This is a genomic window from Paenibacillus sp. PK1-4R (assembly GCF_030369595.1).
In the GTDB taxonomy this organism is placed as follows: domain Bacteria; phylum Bacillota; class Bacilli; order Paenibacillales; family Paenibacillaceae; genus Paenibacillus.
In genome coordinates this window covers 3,692,956-3,713,603 of sequence record NZ_CP126535.1, presented here as the reverse complement: position 1 = coordinate 3,713,603, position 20,648 = coordinate 3,692,956, and the positions used below count along the sequence as shown (strand labels likewise).

Annotated in this window: 18 protein-coding genes; 3 read left to right on the top strand and 15 right to left on the bottom strand. The window is 42.7% G+C overall.

Annotated features, from left to right (window positions below; translation table 11 throughout):
• Positions 1–201: 201 nt before the first annotated feature.
• The 4 genes from QNO02_RS16070 to QNO02_RS16055 all read right to left on the bottom strand — a co-directional run bounded on the left by QNO02_RS16070 (position 202) and on the right by QNO02_RS16055 (position 7,596).
• Complete coding sequence (locus QNO02_RS16070) at positions 202–2,250, bottom strand: glycoside hydrolase family 16 protein (protein ID WP_289389293.1); 2,049 nt, start codon at positions 2,248–2,250, stop codon at positions 202–204.
• Positions 2,251–2,451: 201 nt separating this feature from the next.
• On the bottom strand, positions 2,452–4,023 hold the full coding sequence (locus QNO02_RS16065) for a response regulator transcription factor (RefSeq protein WP_289389291.1): 1,572 nt from the start codon (positions 4,021–4,023) through the stop codon (positions 2,452–2,454).
• 3 nt (positions 4,024–4,026) lie between these two features.
• A complete protein-coding gene (locus QNO02_RS16060; protein WP_289389290.1) occupies positions 4,027–5,865 on the bottom strand; it encodes a sensor histidine kinase in 1,839 nt (612 codons plus the stop codon).
• 78 nt (positions 5,866–5,943) lie between these two features.
• On the bottom strand, positions 5,944–7,596 hold the full coding sequence (locus tag QNO02_RS16055) for an extracellular solute-binding protein (RefSeq protein WP_289389289.1): 1,653 nt from the start codon (positions 7,594–7,596) through the stop codon (positions 5,944–5,946).
• Positions 7,597–7,794: 198 nt separating this feature from the next.
• On the opposite strand from QNO02_RS16055, the gene QNO02_RS16050 reads away from it, so the two are divergent.
• On the top strand, positions 7,795–8,052 hold the full coding sequence (locus tag QNO02_RS16050; RefSeq protein WP_074095306.1) for a GlsB/YeaQ/YmgE family stress response membrane protein: 258 nt from the start codon (positions 7,795–7,797) through the stop codon (positions 8,050–8,052).
• A 248-nt stretch (positions 8,053–8,300) separates the two neighbouring features.
• On the opposite strand, the gene QNO02_RS16045 is transcribed toward QNO02_RS16050, so the two are convergent.
• Both QNO02_RS16045 and QNO02_RS16040 read right to left on the bottom strand, forming a co-directional pair.
• Positions 8,301–8,669 (bottom strand): nuclear transport factor 2 family protein, encoded by a 369-nt coding sequence (locus QNO02_RS16045; RefSeq protein ID WP_289389288.1) that lies wholly within the window; start codon positions 8,667–8,669, stop codon positions 8,301–8,303.
• A 262-nt stretch (positions 8,670–8,931) separates the two neighbouring features.
• The gene (locus tag QNO02_RS16040) at positions 8,932–9,360 is read right to left on the bottom strand and encodes a MarR family winged helix-turn-helix transcriptional regulator (protein WP_091029863.1); all 429 of its coding nucleotides are present in this window, start codon (positions 9,358–9,360) and stop codon (positions 8,932–8,934) included.
• Between the two features lie 166 nt (positions 9,361–9,526).
• On the opposite strand from QNO02_RS16040, the gene QNO02_RS16035 reads away from it, so the two are divergent.
• A complete protein-coding gene (locus QNO02_RS16035) occupies positions 9,527–10,837 on the top strand; it encodes an amidohydrolase family protein (RefSeq protein ID WP_289392801.1) in 1,311 nt (436 codons plus the stop codon).
• A 133-nt stretch (positions 10,838–10,970) separates the two neighbouring features.
• Here the strand turns inward: QNO02_RS16035 and QNO02_RS16030 are convergent, their stop codons facing one another.
• Entirely contained in the window at positions 10,971–11,390 is a 420-nt protein-coding gene (locus QNO02_RS16030; RefSeq protein WP_091029868.1) for an ester cyclase, read from the bottom strand.
• A gap of 518 nt (positions 11,391–11,908) precedes the next feature.
• Here QNO02_RS16030 and QNO02_RS16025 point away from each other — a divergent pair.
• Entirely contained in the window at positions 11,909–12,265 is a 357-nt protein-coding gene (locus QNO02_RS16025; protein ID WP_036613919.1) for a winged helix-turn-helix transcriptional regulator, read from the top strand.
• Between the two features lie 192 nt (positions 12,266–12,457).
• Here the strand turns inward: QNO02_RS16025 and QNO02_RS16020 are convergent, their stop codons facing one another.
• The 8 genes from QNO02_RS16020 to QNO02_RS15985 form a co-directional block, all read right to left on the bottom strand.
• Positions 12,458–13,291: an SPL family radical SAM protein gene (locus QNO02_RS16020; RefSeq protein ID WP_091029871.1), complete on the bottom strand. Its 834-nt coding sequence runs from the start codon at positions 13,289–13,291 to the stop codon at positions 12,458–12,460.
• 172 nt (positions 13,292–13,463) lie between these two features.
• Complete coding sequence (locus tag QNO02_RS16015; RefSeq protein ID WP_289389283.1) at positions 13,464–14,591, bottom strand: Ger(x)C family spore germination protein; 1,128 nt, start codon at positions 14,589–14,591, stop codon at positions 13,464–13,466.
• Positions 14,588–15,682 (bottom strand): GerAB/ArcD/ProY family transporter, encoded by a 1,095-nt coding sequence (locus QNO02_RS16010; RefSeq protein ID WP_289389281.1) that lies wholly within the window; start codon positions 15,680–15,682, stop codon positions 14,588–14,590. The genes QNO02_RS16015 and QNO02_RS16010 overlap by 4 nt, the downstream gene beginning before the upstream one ends.
• A gap of 3 nt (positions 15,683–15,685) precedes the next feature.
• Positions 15,686–17,161 carry a spore germination protein gene (locus QNO02_RS16005; protein WP_289392800.1) on the bottom strand — a complete coding sequence of 492 codons (1,476 nt, stop codon included), beginning with the start codon at positions 17,159–17,161 and terminating at the stop codon, positions 15,686–15,688.
• Between the two features lie 119 nt (positions 17,162–17,280).
• Positions 17,281–17,649: a YhjD family protein gene (locus QNO02_RS16000; RefSeq protein WP_289389280.1), complete on the bottom strand. Its 369-nt coding sequence runs from the start codon at positions 17,647–17,649 to the stop codon at positions 17,281–17,283.
• 1 nt (position 17,650) lies between these two features.
• Positions 17,651–17,998 (bottom strand): YolD-like family protein, encoded by a 348-nt coding sequence (locus tag QNO02_RS15995; protein ID WP_289389279.1) that lies wholly within the window; start codon positions 17,996–17,998, stop codon positions 17,651–17,653.
• Complete coding sequence (locus QNO02_RS15990; RefSeq protein WP_502921885.1) at positions 17,995–19,212, bottom strand: DNA polymerase IV; 1,218 nt, start codon at positions 19,210–19,212, stop codon at positions 17,995–17,997. The genes QNO02_RS15995 and QNO02_RS15990 overlap by 4 nt, the downstream gene beginning before the upstream one ends.
• A 366-nt stretch (positions 19,213–19,578) precedes the next feature.
• Positions 19,579–20,466 (bottom strand): RCC1 domain-containing protein, encoded by an 888-nt coding sequence (locus QNO02_RS15985; RefSeq protein WP_289392799.1) that lies wholly within the window; start codon positions 20,464–20,466, stop codon positions 19,579–19,581.
• Positions 20,467–20,648: the final 182 nt, after the last annotated feature.

Genomic DNA, 20,648 nt, shown 5'->3' with positions numbered 1-20,648 from the left:
TGACCGCTGTTACGCCTTTCGCTGTCCGGAATTTATGCTCCGATGAACCAAATTATCAAGTATAAATTTAAACAACCGATTCCCAGGTAGAAATATCGGGAATCGGTCGTAAGCCAATTTTAGAGTATGAGATTTCAGGTTCTCCGGTTTGCCCAGCATCTGTTCCATCTGCTCTTCATTCGCTCTACGCGAAATCGCAAATTACTGTTCTTTATACACGCGTACATAATCCACTTGCATAGTCGCAGGGATATCGGAGGCGTTCGGAGTACGACCACCGTCAAAGTTTCCGCCGATTGCCAAGTTCATAATAAGGTAGAACGGCTCATCGAAAGGTGCATTCGGATTATTCGGTGCAGCTGCGGAATACCACTGCTCGTTAGTGACTTTATAGAAAAACTTGCCGTCTACATACCATTTAATGTTGTCCTCTTCCCAGACTACTGAGTATACATGATAATCATTGGCAAAAGTTTGCCCCGCCGGGAAGTGATAATCACCGCCCGAATACTGGTTCCCTGGCCATTGTCCACCAAAGTGTATGGTACCACTTACTGATCCAGGCAGACGGCCTCTCGCTTCCATAACATCAATTTCTCCTGATGCAGCCCAAGTGCCGTATACCGAATCTTTTGGAAGCATCCATAGTGCTGGCCATACACCATCACCTGTAGGAAGCTTGGCACGAAAATCTACTCTGCCGTACTTCAAGGACAGTTTATCCTTGGTGTTAATCTTTCCTGAAGAATACTGTGCATACCGATTCGGGTCTTGTGGGAAAGATTTGCTGTCGTTCATGGCTTTGATATTCAGCTTTCCGTCCTGTACATATACATTTTGAGTGCTGTTTGTGTAGTGCTGCAGTTCTGCATTTCCCCATCCCCAAGTAGCGGGATCGTTGTTGAGATAATATCCTGTTTCATAGTTCCATTTGCTTGTATCCAGCGTAGTTCCGTTAAATTCATCTTGCCAAATGAGGTTCATGCCCGCGATTGCCGGGTCGGTTGGCGTTCCGATTGAGATATCCTCTTGATCGGATACATCCGGACGCGGGGCATTTGGATTGCCGATGAAGGTATAGTTGACGAAGTTGTTGCCAATATTTCCACCCGTCTGTCCATTCAGCGGATATCCAATACGGATCTGCATATTTTCTTGGATTGGCTGGAACCAAAGACCATAGACATAATCGGCCCAGTAACCCCACTGGTTGGCATCGGACATATTGTTATACCCATTACCGGAGTATACAAATTTGCTCTGGCTGGAGTTACTCAAATCAACCCACTGCCCATTGATGTTAATTTGGTATACAAAATTGCCCAGTTCCTTGGCGATTGGCGCCCCTCCATCAATTTTGGGAAGCGGAACCCCAATGGAACCATTCGCATCTGCTGTGAAAGTTGTTCCTTCGTATGGCGTAATGACATATGAATTTCTTGTAGGTTCATTAAACGTAATGGTATAAACAAGATTAGCCGAAGAAGTCTTTGATTCCAATTTGACATTGATCGACTCCGTTACGTTAAACCAGTACCCACCGCCGCCATCCGTGAATTGACCAAAATTGTGATCGTAGATCCAGCCGCTGGCTGCGTTATTGTCAATATCAATCCAGGTGTTACTGTTTACAGGTTTGACATACACCTTCAAATCATCCGCAACAGCTTCATAAGTGACCGCAGGATTATTGTTGAACGTTGGATATGTAAAGCCTGAACCGCCTGTGAAACTTGCTGTGATTTGTGGACCTTGTGTCGGATTCATCGCTGTGATGGTTGTTTTGTTGATGTTTTGGAATACAAGTTGATACTCCAACTTAACACCATTCGCTTTGGAGTACAGTTGAATCTCGGTTGTTGCGGAGAGGGTGAACCAATAGCCATTGAAGCCGCCATCGCTCCAGTGCCCCCAGTTTTGGTTATAGATATAACCGCCTGCCTGGTCGATATCAACCCAGTTGTTGCCCACTTTTACATTAACGCCTACATCACTGTAAACATCATTCCATGTCGCGGAGCCTCCATTGAACTTAGGCATAACAAATCCGTAGCTGGCCTTGCCAACCCCTGATTTTGAAATAACAGGCCCGTCTGCTGGTGAGAAGTACTCCATTGAGGTTACGGTAGTTCCCGCTGCCTGAACCTTTGAAGCTGGCAGTATGCCAATACTAGCTAGCATCACAACCACAAGAAACATACCGAGTACCTTTTGCATAAACTTTTTTGCCGTAAAGTGAGATGGTTTCATAATTGCCCTCCTTTAATAGAATAATAGCTTCTCCCAATCCATGCGCATTAAGGAAATCGCTTACAAGTGGGAATATCTTTATTCTATCGAATAGGTTAATTTGCTGAAAAGGTACAATTGTTTTTGTGGTATCCCATTTTTTTGGCTTTTGATTCAATTGGCATATTTAACAAGGGAGATGGTCCGTTTGATTATGCTGTTTCATGGTATAGCGTTATAGGAATGAGCTTTGTGCTCTGCCTTCTGCCGCATCATCTGTCGGTACTCTGTGGGTTGGATCTGCATCACAAGTCGGAACGCGCGTGTAAAGCTTTTGTAGCTTTCATAGCCAACCATAGCAGCCACCTCCACAATTTTATGGTCGGTTTCGGCAAGAAGCCGCCGCGCTTTATCCAGACGCACATCTCGTAGGTATTCAGCAAAACCTTTACCAATATTCTTCTTAAACAGATTTGAAAAATAAGCATAATTAAGCGATATATGATTGGATACCATCGCGAGGTCCAGCGGTTTGTGGTAACTCTCGTGTATAAAACGAATGGCTTCATTTAGATCCTGCGAATGGCGATAGCTGCACTTATAGTCATAATATAACTGATTTAGCCGAAGCAGCTGCTGTTGCAGTGCTTGTATATACTCACGCATCCCTGGATAATCAAAGAGGTTACGCAATGATTCAAGGTCAAGCTTTTCTTCCCCCATATAAGGGCGGATAACCCGTTCGTATTCCTCCATCATCTGAATAGTGGCGGCGCAGAGCTGTTGAGTATAGCGAATGGGATAACGTTGCAGCACCTTTTTGTGAAATATTGCAGAAATACCCTTCGTTATTGTTCCACTGTTATCTGTTCCAACCGACTGGAACAGTTCATATAAGTCTTCATAGGGAAGTTGCCACTGCTGTTCCATATGCTCAATATGCGCTGGGAAGATACTGGACTGATCAGGAAACAGGTAACTGTGCCGATAGAGCTCAAGCACTTGGGTATAGCTGTCGGGAAGTTCTTTTAACCCCTGAATCGGGTTAGTCATGGCCGTTATGGTATCGATCTTTCCTTCCTTTAGCGCTGCAGTCAAAACACTTGGATCTATGGACGCATCCACCGCAAGAATCAGGTATGGGCGATGTTGCAGGCAAATACAACCTTGTTTGCCAAACACACGATAAGCAATGGCTTCCATGCTATGGGCGCTGCTGGCTCCGGGCTGGTTCATGCAAACTTCTTCCCGTAGCAGGGCTAGGCGATAATTACGCCATAACGCATCATTTTGTTCCTCAATCTGAAGAATCCATGCGTCATCACTTAACGCACCCTGCATAAACATTCTTAATTCTTTACGATTGGTCTCTTGGGCGAGACGGGATACACGCTGCATATTATGCGTAAGTGCCTGCCGTGTCTGGATCTCTTGCCATACATGCTCCAGGGAATTTTGCAGATCCTCTCGCTTCAAAGGTTTGAGCAAGTAACCCTTTGCCCCAAGCCCGATAGCTTTTTGGGCATATGTAAAATCACGATAACCGCTGATAATGAGGTATTCCACATCCATGTATTCCTCTTTGGATTGAGCCATGAGTGCCAACCCATCCATATCCGGCATCATAATATCGGTAATAACAATATGAATGCAATGCTGCCGCAATAGGCCCAGCGCCTCAATCCCGCTCGCGGCACAGTATATGTTGTTCAGCTCCAGAGGAAATTGATGCAGCATGGCCTGCAGGCCGTCACGAATGTGTTTTTGATCGTCCACAATCAGGATATTAATCATGCTCTACCACCCTCCAAGATTTACATCTTCCCAAGGCAAGCGTATCGTTACGCAGGTATATGCACCTTGCACACTATCAATCCAAAGACCGCAATTCTTGCCATAATGAAGCTGCAATCGCTTATTCACGTTTTCCAAACCAAGTCCGCTCCTGCTAGTAACCATCGGTGTATCCGATTCGCTCCGCAGTACTGCCTGAAGACGGTGTAACATCTCAGGTTCTAACCCCTTTCCGTCATCTCTTATGTTAATGAAAAGCAGATTGTCATTCTCCACAGAAAAGGTAATCTCTATAGTTACCCTGCCGCCTGAAGGTGCCCCGTGATGAACTACATTTTCAACGATGGGCTGCATACACATCTTGGGAATGGTGTAGCGAAGGATCTCCTGAGGAAGATCTGCCGTCATAACGATACTACCGCCTTCCATAAAGTTGATAAATTCAATATAACTTTGGATATTGGCAAGCTCCTCACGAAAAGAAACGGTATCGCTACGCCACTGCATGCTGTAACGTAGCTGGGAGCCCAACGACACCAATGAATTGGCTATAGCAGGCTGCCTCTGTACCTCTGCCACCATACGGATCGATTCCAGGGCGTTATATAAAAAATGAGAATTAATCTGCGAATGCAGGGAGTGCAACTGTGCGTTTTTGGCAATTAACTGTTTATCCACGACCTGTGTCATTAGACGTTTGACCTCATGTAACATTTTATTGTAATTCACCGCCACCTCATCGATTTCATCCCCTCTTTCGTTCTCATCAAGGCCTGTATCAATCATTGCATCCAGCTCGCCTTTCCGTACCTGACGCATGGATACCAGTACGCTGTCCAACCGCCGGAAAATACGCCGCGTCGTTTGGGATACGAGTAGCATAATCAGCAGCAATACACATAATGTAATCGTTACCACAAATGCATACCAACTACGCGGCCCCTTCATCAATGCCTGATGGGAAGCAATATCAACCACATAAGTGTTCAACGGAGCAATGTATCGATACAATGCATAGAAGCTCTGATCTCCCACCTTAACCTGAAGCGGGCTTTCCTGCGGCAATATATCCAGCTGGCGATGAATACTGCCAAGGATCTCCTCCATCCCCTGCCCGTATTTCTCAGAAAACTCATGCTGGGGATTGTAAACATACTCGGGAGGATCGCTTGCGTTCATCAACACCGAAAAGAAGTCTCCCTTGCTCTCCTGGAGCAGGTCGCTGAAAAACATGCTGTGCGGGACTCGCACTTCCATAATACTAGGGCGTTTTTGTTCCTGCCCTTGAAGACGAACCAGACGATAGTAGGATAAAGTGTGTTCACCATCCCTAAAAGAAAATAAACGGTAAGCCGCACCACCTTCGTCCCGAAGCTTTACCCAATAATCCTGCGGCCAAAATTTCTTATAATGATAGATTTCAGGCCAGATTTCATACAAGTTTGGGTTATCGACGTAAAAGCTAAGCTCACTGATCATCGCATTGCTTTGAATGATATTAAGCATTTGCTCAAACTGGTTTTGCTTAAACTTCACCAGACGTAATCCATCTACAAGCATATTGGAATGAATAAAATCCACAAATGACTTTTGAGTGAGGGCTGTATTGGAAGCGTTCTCAATCATGTCCATTCTTCTGCGCAATTGTTCATTCAACCATGAAACGTGGCTGTTGCCCGTTGCCATAGCATCCTTATATAGCTGGGTTTCTTGCATGCGGATATACACAAAGGATATCAAAATAACAGGTATGGCAATCATCAGGCTAAATGCCAGAAACAGCTTTTGGGATATACGGGCATTGCGATAAAGCTTCCTCAATCTCGTTAGCAGGTATTTCATTCTGATGTATTCACCACCTTTGTTATACCATATACCATATATCACCAGTTAGCTGATAGTTAACAATGTAGGGAATGGTTATCTGGCTATCTTGGCTTTCCGCAGTTCCAGTTCATTCTGGCGATATTCCATCACCTGGTTAAAGCCGTAGTTCACACGACGTATCAGAAAATTTTCGAAAATTTTGTCAAAGGCAGCTTCATCCTTCGCTGTAATCAGTTCTGGCAGCACTTCTTCCCAATTCTGAGAAATACGTGACCAGGCTAACGCGATATCGGAATCCCCTATAGGATCTAGTCCCTTATAGATGCTGCTATCGAGATCGGCCTGTTGGTTGGCGAACTCCTCCATTTGCTTAATGGATGGGGCATTCTCTGGTCTCCACTTGTTAACGAAAGCAGGGTTTCGCAGCATCCAGTAGGTATCCATAATGCCATATTCCTTTTCCAGCCTCTCCCTATCCGTGTCATGCAACTGAACCATTGCCGCCGTCAACTGCGGTTTGCCGTTCTTCATCGCCCAGGTTTCACCTTCTTTGCCCAAAAATAAATCCCTTTGGCCTTCTTCGCTGGCCAGATAGGTCAAAAATCGGATGGCCCGTTCAGGGTTTTCCGTGGATTTGCTAATCATCGTAACCATCCAGCCATCCATGCTGCCAGGAAACAGTTTCGCGGATTCTCCCCTGCTGCTCCGGGGTCCATCTACAGCAATATAGTATGAACTCTGATTCGTAAGGACTTCCAATTTTGAATTGAGGTCCGATATGTCTGTCCATTCCCGAATCATCATAAAATATTGGGCCTGGTTGGTTTTTTCCTGCACCTGTGCACTGGAGTCGACCAGAAAATCAACATTAATCAGGCCCTGCTCGTAAGCGGTACGAAATGTTTTCAGCCACTCAATATAATCGGGATCTGTCATTCGATCGTATACTTTACCGTTCTGTTCATGGGGGATCGCAAGCAGATTTTGCAAATATTCGGTCAACCCATAGGATGCATTCCCCTGTGCCCAAAACGGACTGATCAGCTGACCTTTATAAACAGAATATTGATTCTTCAGCAATTGTAATGCATTTAGAAAACCTTTCGGTGTGGTAAGGTCCGGTTTGCCCATCGACTCATACAGATCTTTACGTACGAGAAAGGTTTGGTTCGCTCCCGTCAAGCCGGTTGAACGCATCTGTTCGGGACTGTACGCATCATTGGGGATGACATAGGTATGGCCGTCTTCCTGCCGATACCATTGTAGAGCACCATCACCTGTTACCTTGTAAAAGTAAGGATCATACTGGTTGGCTAGCTCATCCAGGGCATAGATGAGATTACTCTCCCGTAGTTTGTTAACCGCACTCTCCCAGGAGCCGATGGTTATCAAATCTGGCAGACTACCGGTCGTCAACATCCGTGATAACATCTCGCTTGGTTCACCAGTGGATACTTCAAATTCGATATTGACTCCTGTTTTTTGAGTGACATATTTGGAAGTCAGGCTCTCACCCCAAGTGTGCCCGTACCATTCGGCTCCAACGAACCACGTTAGATTCACGGGGGTGGTATCCATCCTCCATGCCGGTTCTTCCAGATTCAGATTAAGGCTCTGTATCTGCTCCGTGAAGTCAGCCTTTGTCGAAGCACCCTTATCTTCCGATTGCTCTGATTCAGAACAAGCAGTCAAGCCTGACATCAGACACATCATCAACAAGGCTAAAATAAAAGGACTTCGAAACATGAACACCTGAGCGCCTCCTTTCTATACTGGCCATCTCCATCCCCATCTGCACCAGCATTCATACTAGTGGTGGTACAACCGATTTTACTACCCTTGGATTAAAATGGAAATGGTTTAGTGGTCGATTCTCAGATGATCCGCAACATTCCCCCTAACGAAACATAACTTGTAATAAATCAATGGAAGGGAGACCAATTCGTGTATCTAATCTGGATACTTATTGTCGGTGGGTTAATTGGCTGGTTAAGCGGAAATCTGATTGGACGGGATGTGCCGGGAGGCGTACTCGGAAATATCATTGCTGGCTTTGTTGGATCATGGTTAGGGTATGAACTGTTGGGACCGAGGGGGCCGGTGGTGGGTGGATTTCATATCATACCCGCGATCGTCGGGTCGATCATTGCTCTCTTGATTTTCTATGCTCTGGCACGCGGTGGAGCGTTCCGAAGACGTTAACAGGCGGAGACGACAAGTTTTTCCCAATTGATTAGATATTGACGTAAAGCTTCTTTCGCCACCTTTGTATAATCTTCTTCACAAAGCATAATTTTCACCCGGTAGTCGAATAAAGCCGCCGATCCTATTGATCGGCGGCCTCCTTTGGTTTTATGGAACATTGTTTCCCGTTAGCTTGATGAATTAAAGTGCAAAATAACGAATACACCTATTCGGTAATAGGAACATGTTCTTGTCCCTCGACATCTTTAATCAATCTTACATGGTCTAAAAGTTTCATGTGTAGCTTCATACTCTTCTATTAATCGGATTTTATTTCCATCAAATCTAATCATTGATATCCCATCAAATGAATAAAGTTGTTTTTCTTTTGCTTTAAAATACCATTCTACAAAAAATAAGGTTTCATTTACTTGATGAATATTTTTAATCTTCCATTTTAAAACAACTTGCTTGAGTAACATTTTTTTGATCCACAAATGGACTTCCTCTATACCCACATACATTGCTCCATAACATTCGCGGTAGATAATATCATCAGAAAAATACATATCTAAAAACGTAAAATCTCTAGTTACCCACATAGAGAAATATTTTTTTATAATTTCTTCTTTCATAAGTTACTCCTCTATTTTTTAATTAAGCGAAGTTCTTGACGAGTGTTTTGAATCTATTATATTAAATGAATTAATTCAGAAAAAAAGAGAATGAATAAACAAGAAAAAAACGAACGACTATAAACTAATTAATGATAATCGTTCATCCTGTGCATGGCAAAATAAACATAAGCCGCCACGTTCAGCCAGCTCCACCCTATCGTAAAACAACCACAAAAAAAGCCAACCAGTACGCCACCGATTACCTCTGCCTGCCCGTCTGTTATATGCGTTCATTAATTTTGATCAGTAATTTCTTTAAGATTTGCTTCTCCTCGTCATTAAGGGCTTGAACGATTTCATCCTCCACTTTTTGAAATGAGTTATTGAAGTCTTCAATTAAGTCAACCGCTTTTGGTAATACATAAATATTTTTTTGCCGTTCATTATTGGCCGGGATTTTACGTTCGATGAAACCTTTTTGCTCTAAACCTTGAAGCATGCTTGTAACGCTTGCCCCACGCAAATGAAACCGATCTGCAAGATCCTTTTGAATAATATGATTGTCTTGATTCTCATAAATATAATCGATTACTTTTCCTTGTTGAGAACTTAATCCTAGCTCTTTTATACTCTCATCCGCTCTTTTCTTTAACTTAAGACCGATAATTTGAAACAAATCCATATAAGGCGTATCTTCTCGGGAATGCATGACCGTCCATCGTCCCCTCTGTAATTGTTAGGAATCTAATTGTAAGTAGCTAAAATATACAGTGATCCCAGTAGGCTTGTCAAACAAAAGTTAGACTATTGACTGTTAGATATCTAACAGTTATACTCCGAAGTGTTGAATCACAAACACATTAGGAGGAGTTATGATGGAGAAATTAAATCAGAATGCTGGGTTAGAAAAAATTACGGCGATTACAAATGTACGAATCTTTGATGGATATCAAATTATTGTTCCCAGACATATTGTCATTAAAGGGGTGTCCATTATTTCAGTGGGCGGAGACATCCCAAGCGACGCAACAATTATCGATGGAGAAAATGCGACATTAATACCTGGTCTGATTGATGCACATGTTCATACCTCAATTGGCGGATTACGAGATGCCTTAAAATTCGGTGTTACAACAGAACTCGAAATGAACGGCGATTTTACTAAAAGAGGGCGCGAAATTCAGCTAAAAAATGTCGATGACATCGCAGACGTCCGATCTGCTGGTACAGCGATTACCGCTCCTGGTGGGCACCCAGATGAATTACTGCCTGATGGAGATGAAATACCTGAATTCGTATTAAAGGAACTAGAGCAGTTATCGGAGGAAGACCGGGAAGCAATGTTGGCCGCTTACGCTCACGATCACGACGAAATACCTCAAGTGACGACGGTTGAAGAAGCGATCAAACATGTGCATACCCAATTGGAGAATGGATCTGACTATATTAAGATCATGATTGAAGAGGGAACGGTTATGGGTGCACCCGGCCTGCCTGTTCTAAGTGATGAGATTCTAAAAACAGCCGTTACTGAAGCCCACAAGTTCGATAAGTTGGTCATTGCCCACGTTTTGACGGCTCTTTCATCGAAAGCAGCCATCGATTTTGGAGTCGACGGTTTGGGCCACTTGTTTATCGACAGACCCGAGTACACGTCCGAATTGGTTAAATCCATAGCTGATTCTGGAGCTTTTGTTACACCGTGCTTGGTTTTGAATTCATCAATTATTGGTAATCCGGCATCGGAATTGGCTAATGATCCACGAGTTCATTCCAAATTAAGTCCGGATTGGATCGATATTTTGAACTCAAGCTTCAATACATTCCCACAAGGCAATATGGAGAACAGCTTTAAAAATGTGATGGATCTTCACCGTGCCGGAGTTGATATTCTTGTAGGGACGGATGTCGCACCGGTACCCGTTCCGAACCTTGGTGGCCTTGCTCATGGAGCCAGTGTTCACCACGAAATGCAGCTGCTGGTGAAGGCTGGGTTCACTCCGATCGAAGCTCTTCAGTCTGCTACTTCCAAACCGGCCCGTTGCTTTGGTCTACATGATCGTGGCCGGATTACCGAAGGTGCTCGTGCTGATCTTATTCTCATAAACGGTGATCCAATCACTAATATTTCAGATACCTTGTCAATCCAATCCGTGTGGTTCAATGGTTCGCAAAAACTAGGCTAAAACTAGTAGATTATATTTCCTAATTGTAAAATCACTAAGAAGAGGGAGTGCAAAATGCATTCCCTCTTCGACTTTAATCTATTTATCCAACTCCCAATTTTTTAGGAACGATGCCCAGATCAATGAGATGTAATTATGCTTTTGGAATTGCCCCTATTTGTTGAAGCAAGCCAAGCATATCGGGTTGACCATACTCTTCAATAATTTGGCCATTAGAGATCCGATAAAAATTCATTGCATTTACTTCGATTTTTTTGCTCGTTGGTGGAAACCCGAGAAACTCTCCGTCTTGTGTGCCCTTCATGACAAAATGAGCTGCTATTAGATCCTCTTCTGCTACCAGCTCCTTAACAGTCCATTGTATATCGGAAAAACCAGATCTCATCATATGAATTATGGAGAGATAACCACTTGGACCATTCATTGGTTCTTTTTGCATAGGTACATAAAAAACAGCATCTGGAGCAATCAACTCTTCAGCAAGTTCTTTGCTTGCCGTATTAATGAAGTTCGTGAAACGATACATCAATTGTTTGTTTTCTGTAATCGTCATATTTAAACCCCTTTCTATTTTCGTGAGCATATGCCTTCACTTAAATTTTATCTCTACTTTAGATAATTGGTAAGTAGGCACCTTAATGTTGCATAGGAACCTTTTTGTAACTATTATTTTATCTTTAGGTTGCAGAGAAGTTATCCCTTGTACAGATTCAAGTAAAGACATGGACACACCTTGTAACCCGGATACTGTATTCATTAGGTCCCATTTCTCGGAACGACCGTATGTAGTTGATAAGGTACCTAATGTAACTCCGATAAGTGTAGAACCCATCAATGCCAATAAACTGATCTTTAAATGCTGTCTCCAAGAATTCAAGAACGTTAACATATGATTCAAAAATATTCACTCAGTTGCATCCATAAACTCTCTTGCAAACTCCCTCCTCCCTTCATTCATTCTCATTTGATTTTTCATCGACAGAATTATAATATAAGCAATGTATTGTTTTGAAAGTAGGCACCTTTTTGTTATATAGGAACCTAATAGTAACTATTGGAGGTGATAATGTAGTGATTTCAAAAAAAGAGTTGCCGTTGTGTCCCGTCGCTACGACAGTTGGATTGATAGGTAACAAGTGGAAGTTATTGGTTATGAGGGATCTTTTGAAGGGAACTCATCGCTTCGGAGAACTTCGTAAAAGTATACCTGAGATCAGTCAAAAGGTTCTCACTGAAAATTTACGTTCTATGGAAGAGGATGGAATTGTCATTCGTACTGTTTTTGCAGAAGTCCCTCCGAGAGTCGAATACAGCTTAAGTGATTTAGGAAATTCACTGAAACCAATTATATTCTCTATGGAAACATGGGGACTCGGGTACCAGAAACTCAATGATGAACTTCCAAACGATATTCATCAGAGTGAATGATGTCAAATTGTTACTCCACGGTCATTTCAAAATAGAATAAATTCCTCTACATCTTCAAGTTAAGTCAATGGAGGACTCATGCGTCCTCCATTGATTCGTAAGAGAAAGTTGATCTTCGAACACCAGTTGCAATATTTCTATTGCATGAAGAAAAATGGGCACGATCCTCATAAAATGAATGGCTAGTTAAAATCAAAATGGATATGCGCTGTTTTTGGATACATGAATTATTTCAGATGGAAACCTCGCCTTAAAATATTTTTCGACTTTCAGATGAATACTTTTCTCGTACCATCTGTCCCAGCCGTTCACATCAAATAATTGTGGCATCCCTAACCGCTCAGATCTCATTCCCATTTGACCATCACCAATCAGTAGCGTATCAATCCAAATTCGATCAGTTATGCCTTGTAACATGTTAGCGAAATTAGGTGAAAAAGGTAGCACAGGGGAGATAGATACTTGTGTATGTATCCCTGCATCATTTATCTTTTTCAAGGCTTTAACTCTTAAATTTATTCCAGGAGCATAGGGCGAAAAAATTCGTTTCACGTCTTCGCGATCTGTCTCGATTGTCATGGAAACCATAATTCTACATTTTTCCTTTAATTTCAGTAGTATATCAAGGTCTCTGGCAACCAGCGGGCTTCTAGTTTGAATTTGAAGTGAATCTGGTGGGTTTTTATCCATTTCTTCCAAGAGGCTTCTTGTAATGCTTGCCCTCTGCTCTACAGGTTGATAAGGATCTGTGGCTGATGACATGAATATACTTATGGGTTTATTTTTACGTCTTAGAAGAGAGACTTCCTTTAGATAGTTTTCTGCTGCATTTTTCTTGACATCCACCCACGATCCCCAAGGGATATCCTTAAACTTTTGAATAGGCATTTCTCTGACGTAACAGTATTCGCAAGCAAATGCACAACCCGTATAGGGATTTAGTGAATGAGTAAAACCAATATCTAGATAACCTTTTACTTCACTTAATATTTTCTTAGACACAATGTCTTTAATTTCAATTGGCATGACGCTACCATCCCCTCAATTACTTTTCAATCTATCATCTTGGCGATCACTTCTCCTCTTGAGTTTTATCTTAAAATTTCTCATGCTACTTGAAAAGTAGGCACATTTTTATTAGATAGGAACCAGAATGTAACTATTGGGTGTTAACAACAAAACAACCGTTTCAACTCGATTATTCTACTGCTCCAGTGGCGCCGATTCGAAGATCAACTTCCACATCAAAATGTGCTCGGGATAGTTCTTTCCCCCAGTCGGCCTGTGCTTCCTTGTATAAGGGATACTGATATGCCCTGGCATAAAACCCATACCCGAAAGGATCGATATTATAATTTTGGCACTTTTTAATAAGCGCCTCCATGCTTTTTTTCATTTCCTTGCTTAATTTATTTGCCATTTCCTCGGAATTCCCCAAAAGCTCAAATTCAAGAAACTTTTCAGTTATGCTGACGATCGACTTCACTTTAATGTTGAATTGAAATCTTCCATTTTCATGAGAGGATTTCGTTTTTACCGATATGTCACCTAAAGAAAAACTCACTTTGTCGATGTTAAATGGCAGTGATTGTTGTAAATCATCAACAGGAAAAGTGAGACTGACCCCTGGTTCAGCTTCATTTTTCAAAATGTGAAGAAGTGATGTCTCCTGATAGGTCAGGGAAGTTTTGTACTCCCCTTTTCGGGATAAAAGAGTTGTTCCTTTTAACATGATTTTATTATTTTCAATCTTGATTTCCGAGATGGAAGGCGTCATCGCTCGATCATACAATTGTCTATGTAGCTCCTGCGCGGTTGTTTTTACCGTAGCTGAACTTTTGCTTCCTGAATCGACAATCGCTTTTATAAATAAAGGTAACGGCGGTTGATCTTTGGCTTGAAAATTGAAAATATCCGCCATAGGACCGTCAAAAGCAATGATGCGGTCGGTAATCGTATTGCGAGGATCGCGGAACATGACATCAAGTACTTTAAACCAATCCTTATATTGAAGCAATTGTTTCCCTACAATGATGACTTGAAAATTACGTCCCGCAAGCGAACCGGGAAATTGGGCATCCTGGTGATTTCTCGACTGTCTTAAACCTTCTGCTATCCCTCCTCCTTCGCGGCTTTTCTTTTGAATGTCTTTACTGAATACAGGGGCAGATATATAATAATGGAGCTTTTTATCTTTGACATCCAATCCAAGAGCCAAAGGAACCGTTGCGTCTTCCAAATTGGTTTTGTCATTGGCGCAACCAGCGAGCGCAGCCAATAAAATACAGGACACACCCGAGATAATGAATTTCCCGACCCATCTCATGTGCGTTGCCCCCCTCCCATCTTTTTGCGGATTGTTACATACAGAAGAACGCCTGCAGGCAGAACAAACTCCATCATAAATCCAATGTAATTGAGTGCGTAGTTTACTTGGGCAGATTCGATAAAGCTGGGCCGATAGAGGAAAAAGCTAATCTCAATGACAATACACCACACTGCAAGATGGTATCTTTCCTGACCTTTTCCTACCAGCGACGCGGAGCACCTCGAGACAAGATACATGGAGGGAATCCATATGCAAGAGAAAACGAACAGATAAAATGCGATAAATACCACTTCTACGCGCTCAATAAACTGAAATTCAATGGACTTCATAATGCTAATCACGGGGTCATTATACTCCCCGATCTCATCAGGACTAAAGTACACGTAACAAATCAGGGTGATTCCCAAGTAAACGATGCAAGTGAGCGTGTTCGAGATGATCATGGCAGGCAATGCTCTTTTTTTGTTTACTAGTTGGGGATAGATGAACAAAACCAGGCCGATGCCGAGCATCGGATAGATCATAAATTGGATGGATGAAAGAACGGGGAACCATCCCTCTTTAAAGATGGGCAATAAATAGAGCCAATGGGCACGACTTAACGTAGACACATAAATGAACGGAATCCATATGGAGAGTATGGTGACTATTTCGCTGTATCGCCCGATGGCCTGAAAGCCATGCTGCGCAATCTGAAATGTGGGGATGAGCAGCAGCAGGACTAGAATATAAATATACGTACTTGGCAATAACCATAATTTAATGACAAGTGAAGCAATCATATAACCGTCATACGCCAGAAGCAAATAATAGGACATAAATATTAAAGCAGCTAATTTTGCTGCCCATACGCCGATAAAACGCTGAATCAAATCGAGTATTGAACTGTTTGGACTATATTTCATCAACTTGACGATCGCTATGGAGGCTAACGTTGCCAGCCCCCAGCCTAAGAAAATGACCATCCAGCCATCTGTTCCCGCATGCCTCGCCAGCTCTCTGGGAATAGACAAAAAAGCAACGCTGATTTGGAAAGAAGAAATAATAAGAATGAATTGAAGCATCGTTACCGGGCGTAATGACTTCATGTTCTATTTATTCTCCTTCCATCCTCTGCTTTTACCCTGTCTTTTTGACTGGCGTGAATTCGTGCTTGCGGGGCGGTTGTTCATCATCCACAACGGTACCCGCAGTAAGGTATCCTTCCAATCCATGGCCCTAAATGGAGCTATAGGTGTGCTATAGGAGGCACCGAGCGAGTTTAATGTTATTAGTCGACCGATGAAGCTCATCATGCCCACCACCAGTCCAACAAACCCGAACCAGGTAGCTAGTATCATCATCATGAACCGCATGATGCGTACAGCTGCCATCATGTCTTGATTGGGAATAATAAAAGATGAAATAGCTGTAAAAGCCACTACGATAACCATTACATTGCTGATCAACCCTGCCTCCACAACTGCCTGACCAATGACAATACCGCCAACGATTCCTACCGTTTGTCCTACTGGAGCTGGAAGGCGAACTCCCGCTTCCCTTAACATCTCAAGTGTTATTTCCATAATAATCGCCTCTACAAATGGCGGGAACGGAACTTGCCCCCGTGACTCACCAAGCGTTAATAGAAGCTTCAAAGGTATAATCTCAAAATGAAACGAAATGACGGCTATAAAAATTCCAGGCAAAAAAATAGCAATGAAAAAGGCAAAGATGCGCAATATTCTGAGGAATGACGAAATGGACCATCTGGAACTGTAATCATCAACTGTCTGAAAAAAAGACATGAACGTAGCTGGCGCAACCAGAACACTTGGCGAACCATCGACTACAACGACACAACGGCCTTGCAGTATTTGAGAAGCTGCCGTATCCGGTCTTTCTGTCGTAATCATTTGGGGAAGCAACGCAAGTGGTTGGTCCTCAATAAATTCAGCCAATTCTCCGGTGTTAATGATGGCATCCACATCAATGGATTGAATCCGTTCTTCCAGTGCTTTAATGATGTCCGGCTGGATCACATCTTCCAAATAAAGCAAAGATACTGGCGTTTGTCCCCGCTGCCCAACAATATACCGCTTCACCTTTAACTCTTTGTCCGCAATATAACGACGGATCATGGCTATATTTTGAGAACCTGTCTCTATAAATCCTTGATGAGCCCCTTTCAGTGAGGGCTCCTGCTGAGGATCCTCAACAGCGCGTTGCGGAAATCCTTTTGTATCTAATGCGTATGCAGTACTTCTTCCTTCAATAAATAACACGCTGTAGCCGAGTATAATGGAAAGTCTGAGCTCTTCCCACTTGGAGTGAGGTTTTACATAACCCACTGTTGTAATGAAATCTCCGGAAGGATTTCCGGTTTCTAGTTGAAGCGGAGCAAGAACATTTTGATTAAGTGACGCTTTATCTGTCAATTCTTCCATATAGATTATAGCGGCTAGTTCTCCGGTCTGTTTTATGCTTAACTTTCGGATGATTAAGTCGGGAGTATTCGTAAAGATTTCTTCAATTCTACCCAAGGATTCGTTCAAACTTTTGGTGATATTTTCCTCTTTTGTGTTCATGGCAGATTGATCATCCACTACCCTTACCTCCCTTCTTACAGCAACATTTCCTTATTATGACGATTATTCTTCTTGATATACATCGCGGCTTGTTCGCAGGTACATCTTATTTTCTATGTTCATTTGAGCAAATCAGTAATATCAACGTTCATATGTTCAGTAAGCATTAAGGTTACATCCACTTTCACTTTGCTCCATAATAATGTCATTTTATGAATGTAACCTCTCACCGAATAATCTACCGTTAAACTCAGCTCAGATCTCACTTCATCTATGATTTTAATATGATGTTCCTTTAGCGTTTGTTTTGATTTGTACATTTCTAAAGCAATTTTCTTTTGGGTACCGTCCAGGTAGTCAACATACACAGATTTCATTTTGAAGTTTGAAGCGTATATTTTATGCTTATCTACCTCCAGAGCACCTAAAAGATAAGGGAGCTCTACCACTCTCTTCACGAGTGAAAGTTCCTCGAAAGTCTGTCGCACTTTACACGCCTCCTTCTTCAAGTTTCACAGCGACCAATTGATCAAAATCGACCCATTCAAATCCATTCTCCATTTCAATTTTGATTTTCTTTCCAAAGGTACTGACTGAAGTGACGATCCCGTGTATATAGCGATTGCCTGACTCAGTAAATATTTCAAAGGTGGCTTGCAATGTATAATTGAGCGACACATCTATATTCTGAGTAATAATCTCCCACTCATCTTCATGGATCAGTGGTTTCGTTTGATAATGAATTTGAGTTCGATGCTGTATAATTCGTTCTTTATGTTGTGGAAGCATCATTCGGCTCGATTCCCATAATCCATTGGCCTCCAGTTTTTTGCTCATTTGTAATGCCCCCCAATTTTAGATGCTCGATCGATCGCTTGACCCGCAGCCGTAATCGAGCTCGCACGTAGAATGGCAATGTCGCCAAAACGATCCTTAATGTCGTCCATCACCTGATCAATGGCCCGTTTCTGCTCTTGATCATTAAAAAAAGATAGTTGATATGTATCCGCGTTGGATAATTGAGAAAGGGATACACCTACACGGCGTACAGGTTGCCCATCCCAGTGCTGATGAAATATGCTTTTGGCTATTTTGCACACATCAACGGTTATGTTTGTTGGATCAGACAGTTTCACCTGTCTGTTAAAACCAGTTGGGTGGTCGAAATCCGCTCCAGATACACTCACGGAAACGACACTCCCCATTAGTCCCTTTTTACGAGCTCTTCTGCACACTTCTGTACAGATATCGAGGATAACTACTTCGATCTCCCAAGCCTCTATGAAATCTCTTGGCAGGGTCATTCCGTTTCCGATATCCTTTTGTGTACTGTGCGTGTTTACGGTTACCGGTGAATTGTCGATTCCATTTGCGACTCTCCAGATGACTTCTCCATTAACCCCCCACTTACTTCTTAGTTTGGAAAGAGGCGTATTCGCCAGGTCTCTAATGGTTCGGATGCCCATCTTCCACAGATGTTTTTCCATTCTGGAGCCTATCCCCCACATATCGCGGATGGGCTTTTCTCCAATGTGGAGGTGTAATTCCTCTTTCTTTAAGTGGAAAATGCCCCCCTCTGCTTTTTTAGCGATCATATCGCAGCACAATTTACTAATGATTTTGTTTTCGCCAATACCAGCTCTTGCATAAACGCCTGTTTCATTATAGATCTTGTCTTGAATTTGCTTGGCCAAATCGACTGGATCATTACCGAATAGATGCATTGATCCTGTAAAATCAGCGAATAATTCGTCTATACTGTACGGTTCAACCAGATCGGTGAACTCCTCAATAATGGACATGATTTGAGTGGATACTTCGATGTATTCTTGCATGTGTGGTCTCACAATGATCAGTTCAGGGCACTTCTGAAGAGACTGCCAGAGTGGTTCCGCGGTAGATACCCCCTTCGCTTTGGCTAGTGGACAAGCAGCAAGGATAATGCCAGAACGTCTTGCTGGATCGCCAGCGACGGCGAGTGGTCTATTTTTGTATTGAGGCATTTTTGCCTTTTCGACTGAAGCATAAAACGACTGCATATCGATGAGCATAATGGTTCGCTGCTTAGCCAACACTGAAATCACTCCTGTACTTTTAAGAACGTATGTTTGTATATATTATAAACCGAACACATGTTCTTTATGCAAGAGGTAAATATTTATATTTAGGCTACGACGAAGTGATGGATTCAAATCATACTAAGTCACACCAGCTTCTCCATCATTTGAACTCCCACCTGTAAACACAGTTTTCATTCTCCTGACTTAAATGCGAAAATACTTGAATATGTAATTAAGGGTGCTATTCAAAAGCCAATGCACAAAAAGCCGCTAAATTAGCGACTTCAATTGGACCATGTTCTTGTCCCGCGACAAATAATAAAAGCAGCCGACATCAGCTGCTGCTTTCTTAGTATTTTATTGTTGGATGCTACTCCATCCGCTTACATCACATTGTCCATAACCATTATCCCCCACAGTAACCATCGTACCATCCGATTTCAGTCCAATCGTATGGGCACACCCCGCCGAAACAGCTCGAATTTCGTGCCAGCCACTTACATCACATTGGTGATGTTTATTCGAACCCACAGCAACCATCGTCCCGTCAGACTTAAGACCAACGGTATGATAACTCCCAGCTGCAACTGCTACAATATCGCGCCAACCGCTTACGTCGCATTCCCCTCCATTATTTCTACCCACAGCCACTACCGTGCCATCCGATCTAAGCCCAACAGTATGAAGATACCCCGCCGAAACAACCAATATGTCGCCCCAGTCGTTTACGCTACATTGGTTATACTTATTGTTACCAACGGCTGTTACCGTTCCGTCTATTTTTAGACCAACTGTATGCCAGTCACCCGTCGTGACCGATACAATATCATGCCAGCTGCTCACGTTGCATTCCCCTTCATTATTTCGCCCCACCGCAACCACGGTGCCATCTGATTTAACCCCAACAGTACGGCACCAACCTGCCGAAACGGTTACTATATCGCGCCATTCGCTTACATTGCATTGGTCATGCGTATTCCAACCGATAGCTGTTACAGTACCATCGGATTTAAGACCAACTGTATGTGCATTACCGGTGTTCGTAGCCATATGAACATTACCAGCCGCAACTGCGACGATATGGCACCAATCGCTTACCTTACATTGACCGTATTTATTATCACCCACAGCTATTACTGTTCCGTCAGATCTAAGAGCAACGGTATGACGACGACCTGCCGCTATGGTACAGTTACGGACCCGTTTCGCCTCAAATACTGCTTCCTTCCGTGAATTGTAGCCCATATCTTCCTCCTCCACCAATTGAAAATCCTCGGTTAGTTCAACTGTAAGTCATAAAGTTTGTTGTTACATCGTACTGTTACAAAAGAAAGGCTCGCACAGACAGGGTATTATTACTTCCCTGCCCAATACGAGCGTCTACGTCAAATTGCACTCAAACGGTTGATCCGGGTGTGTACTTTTAG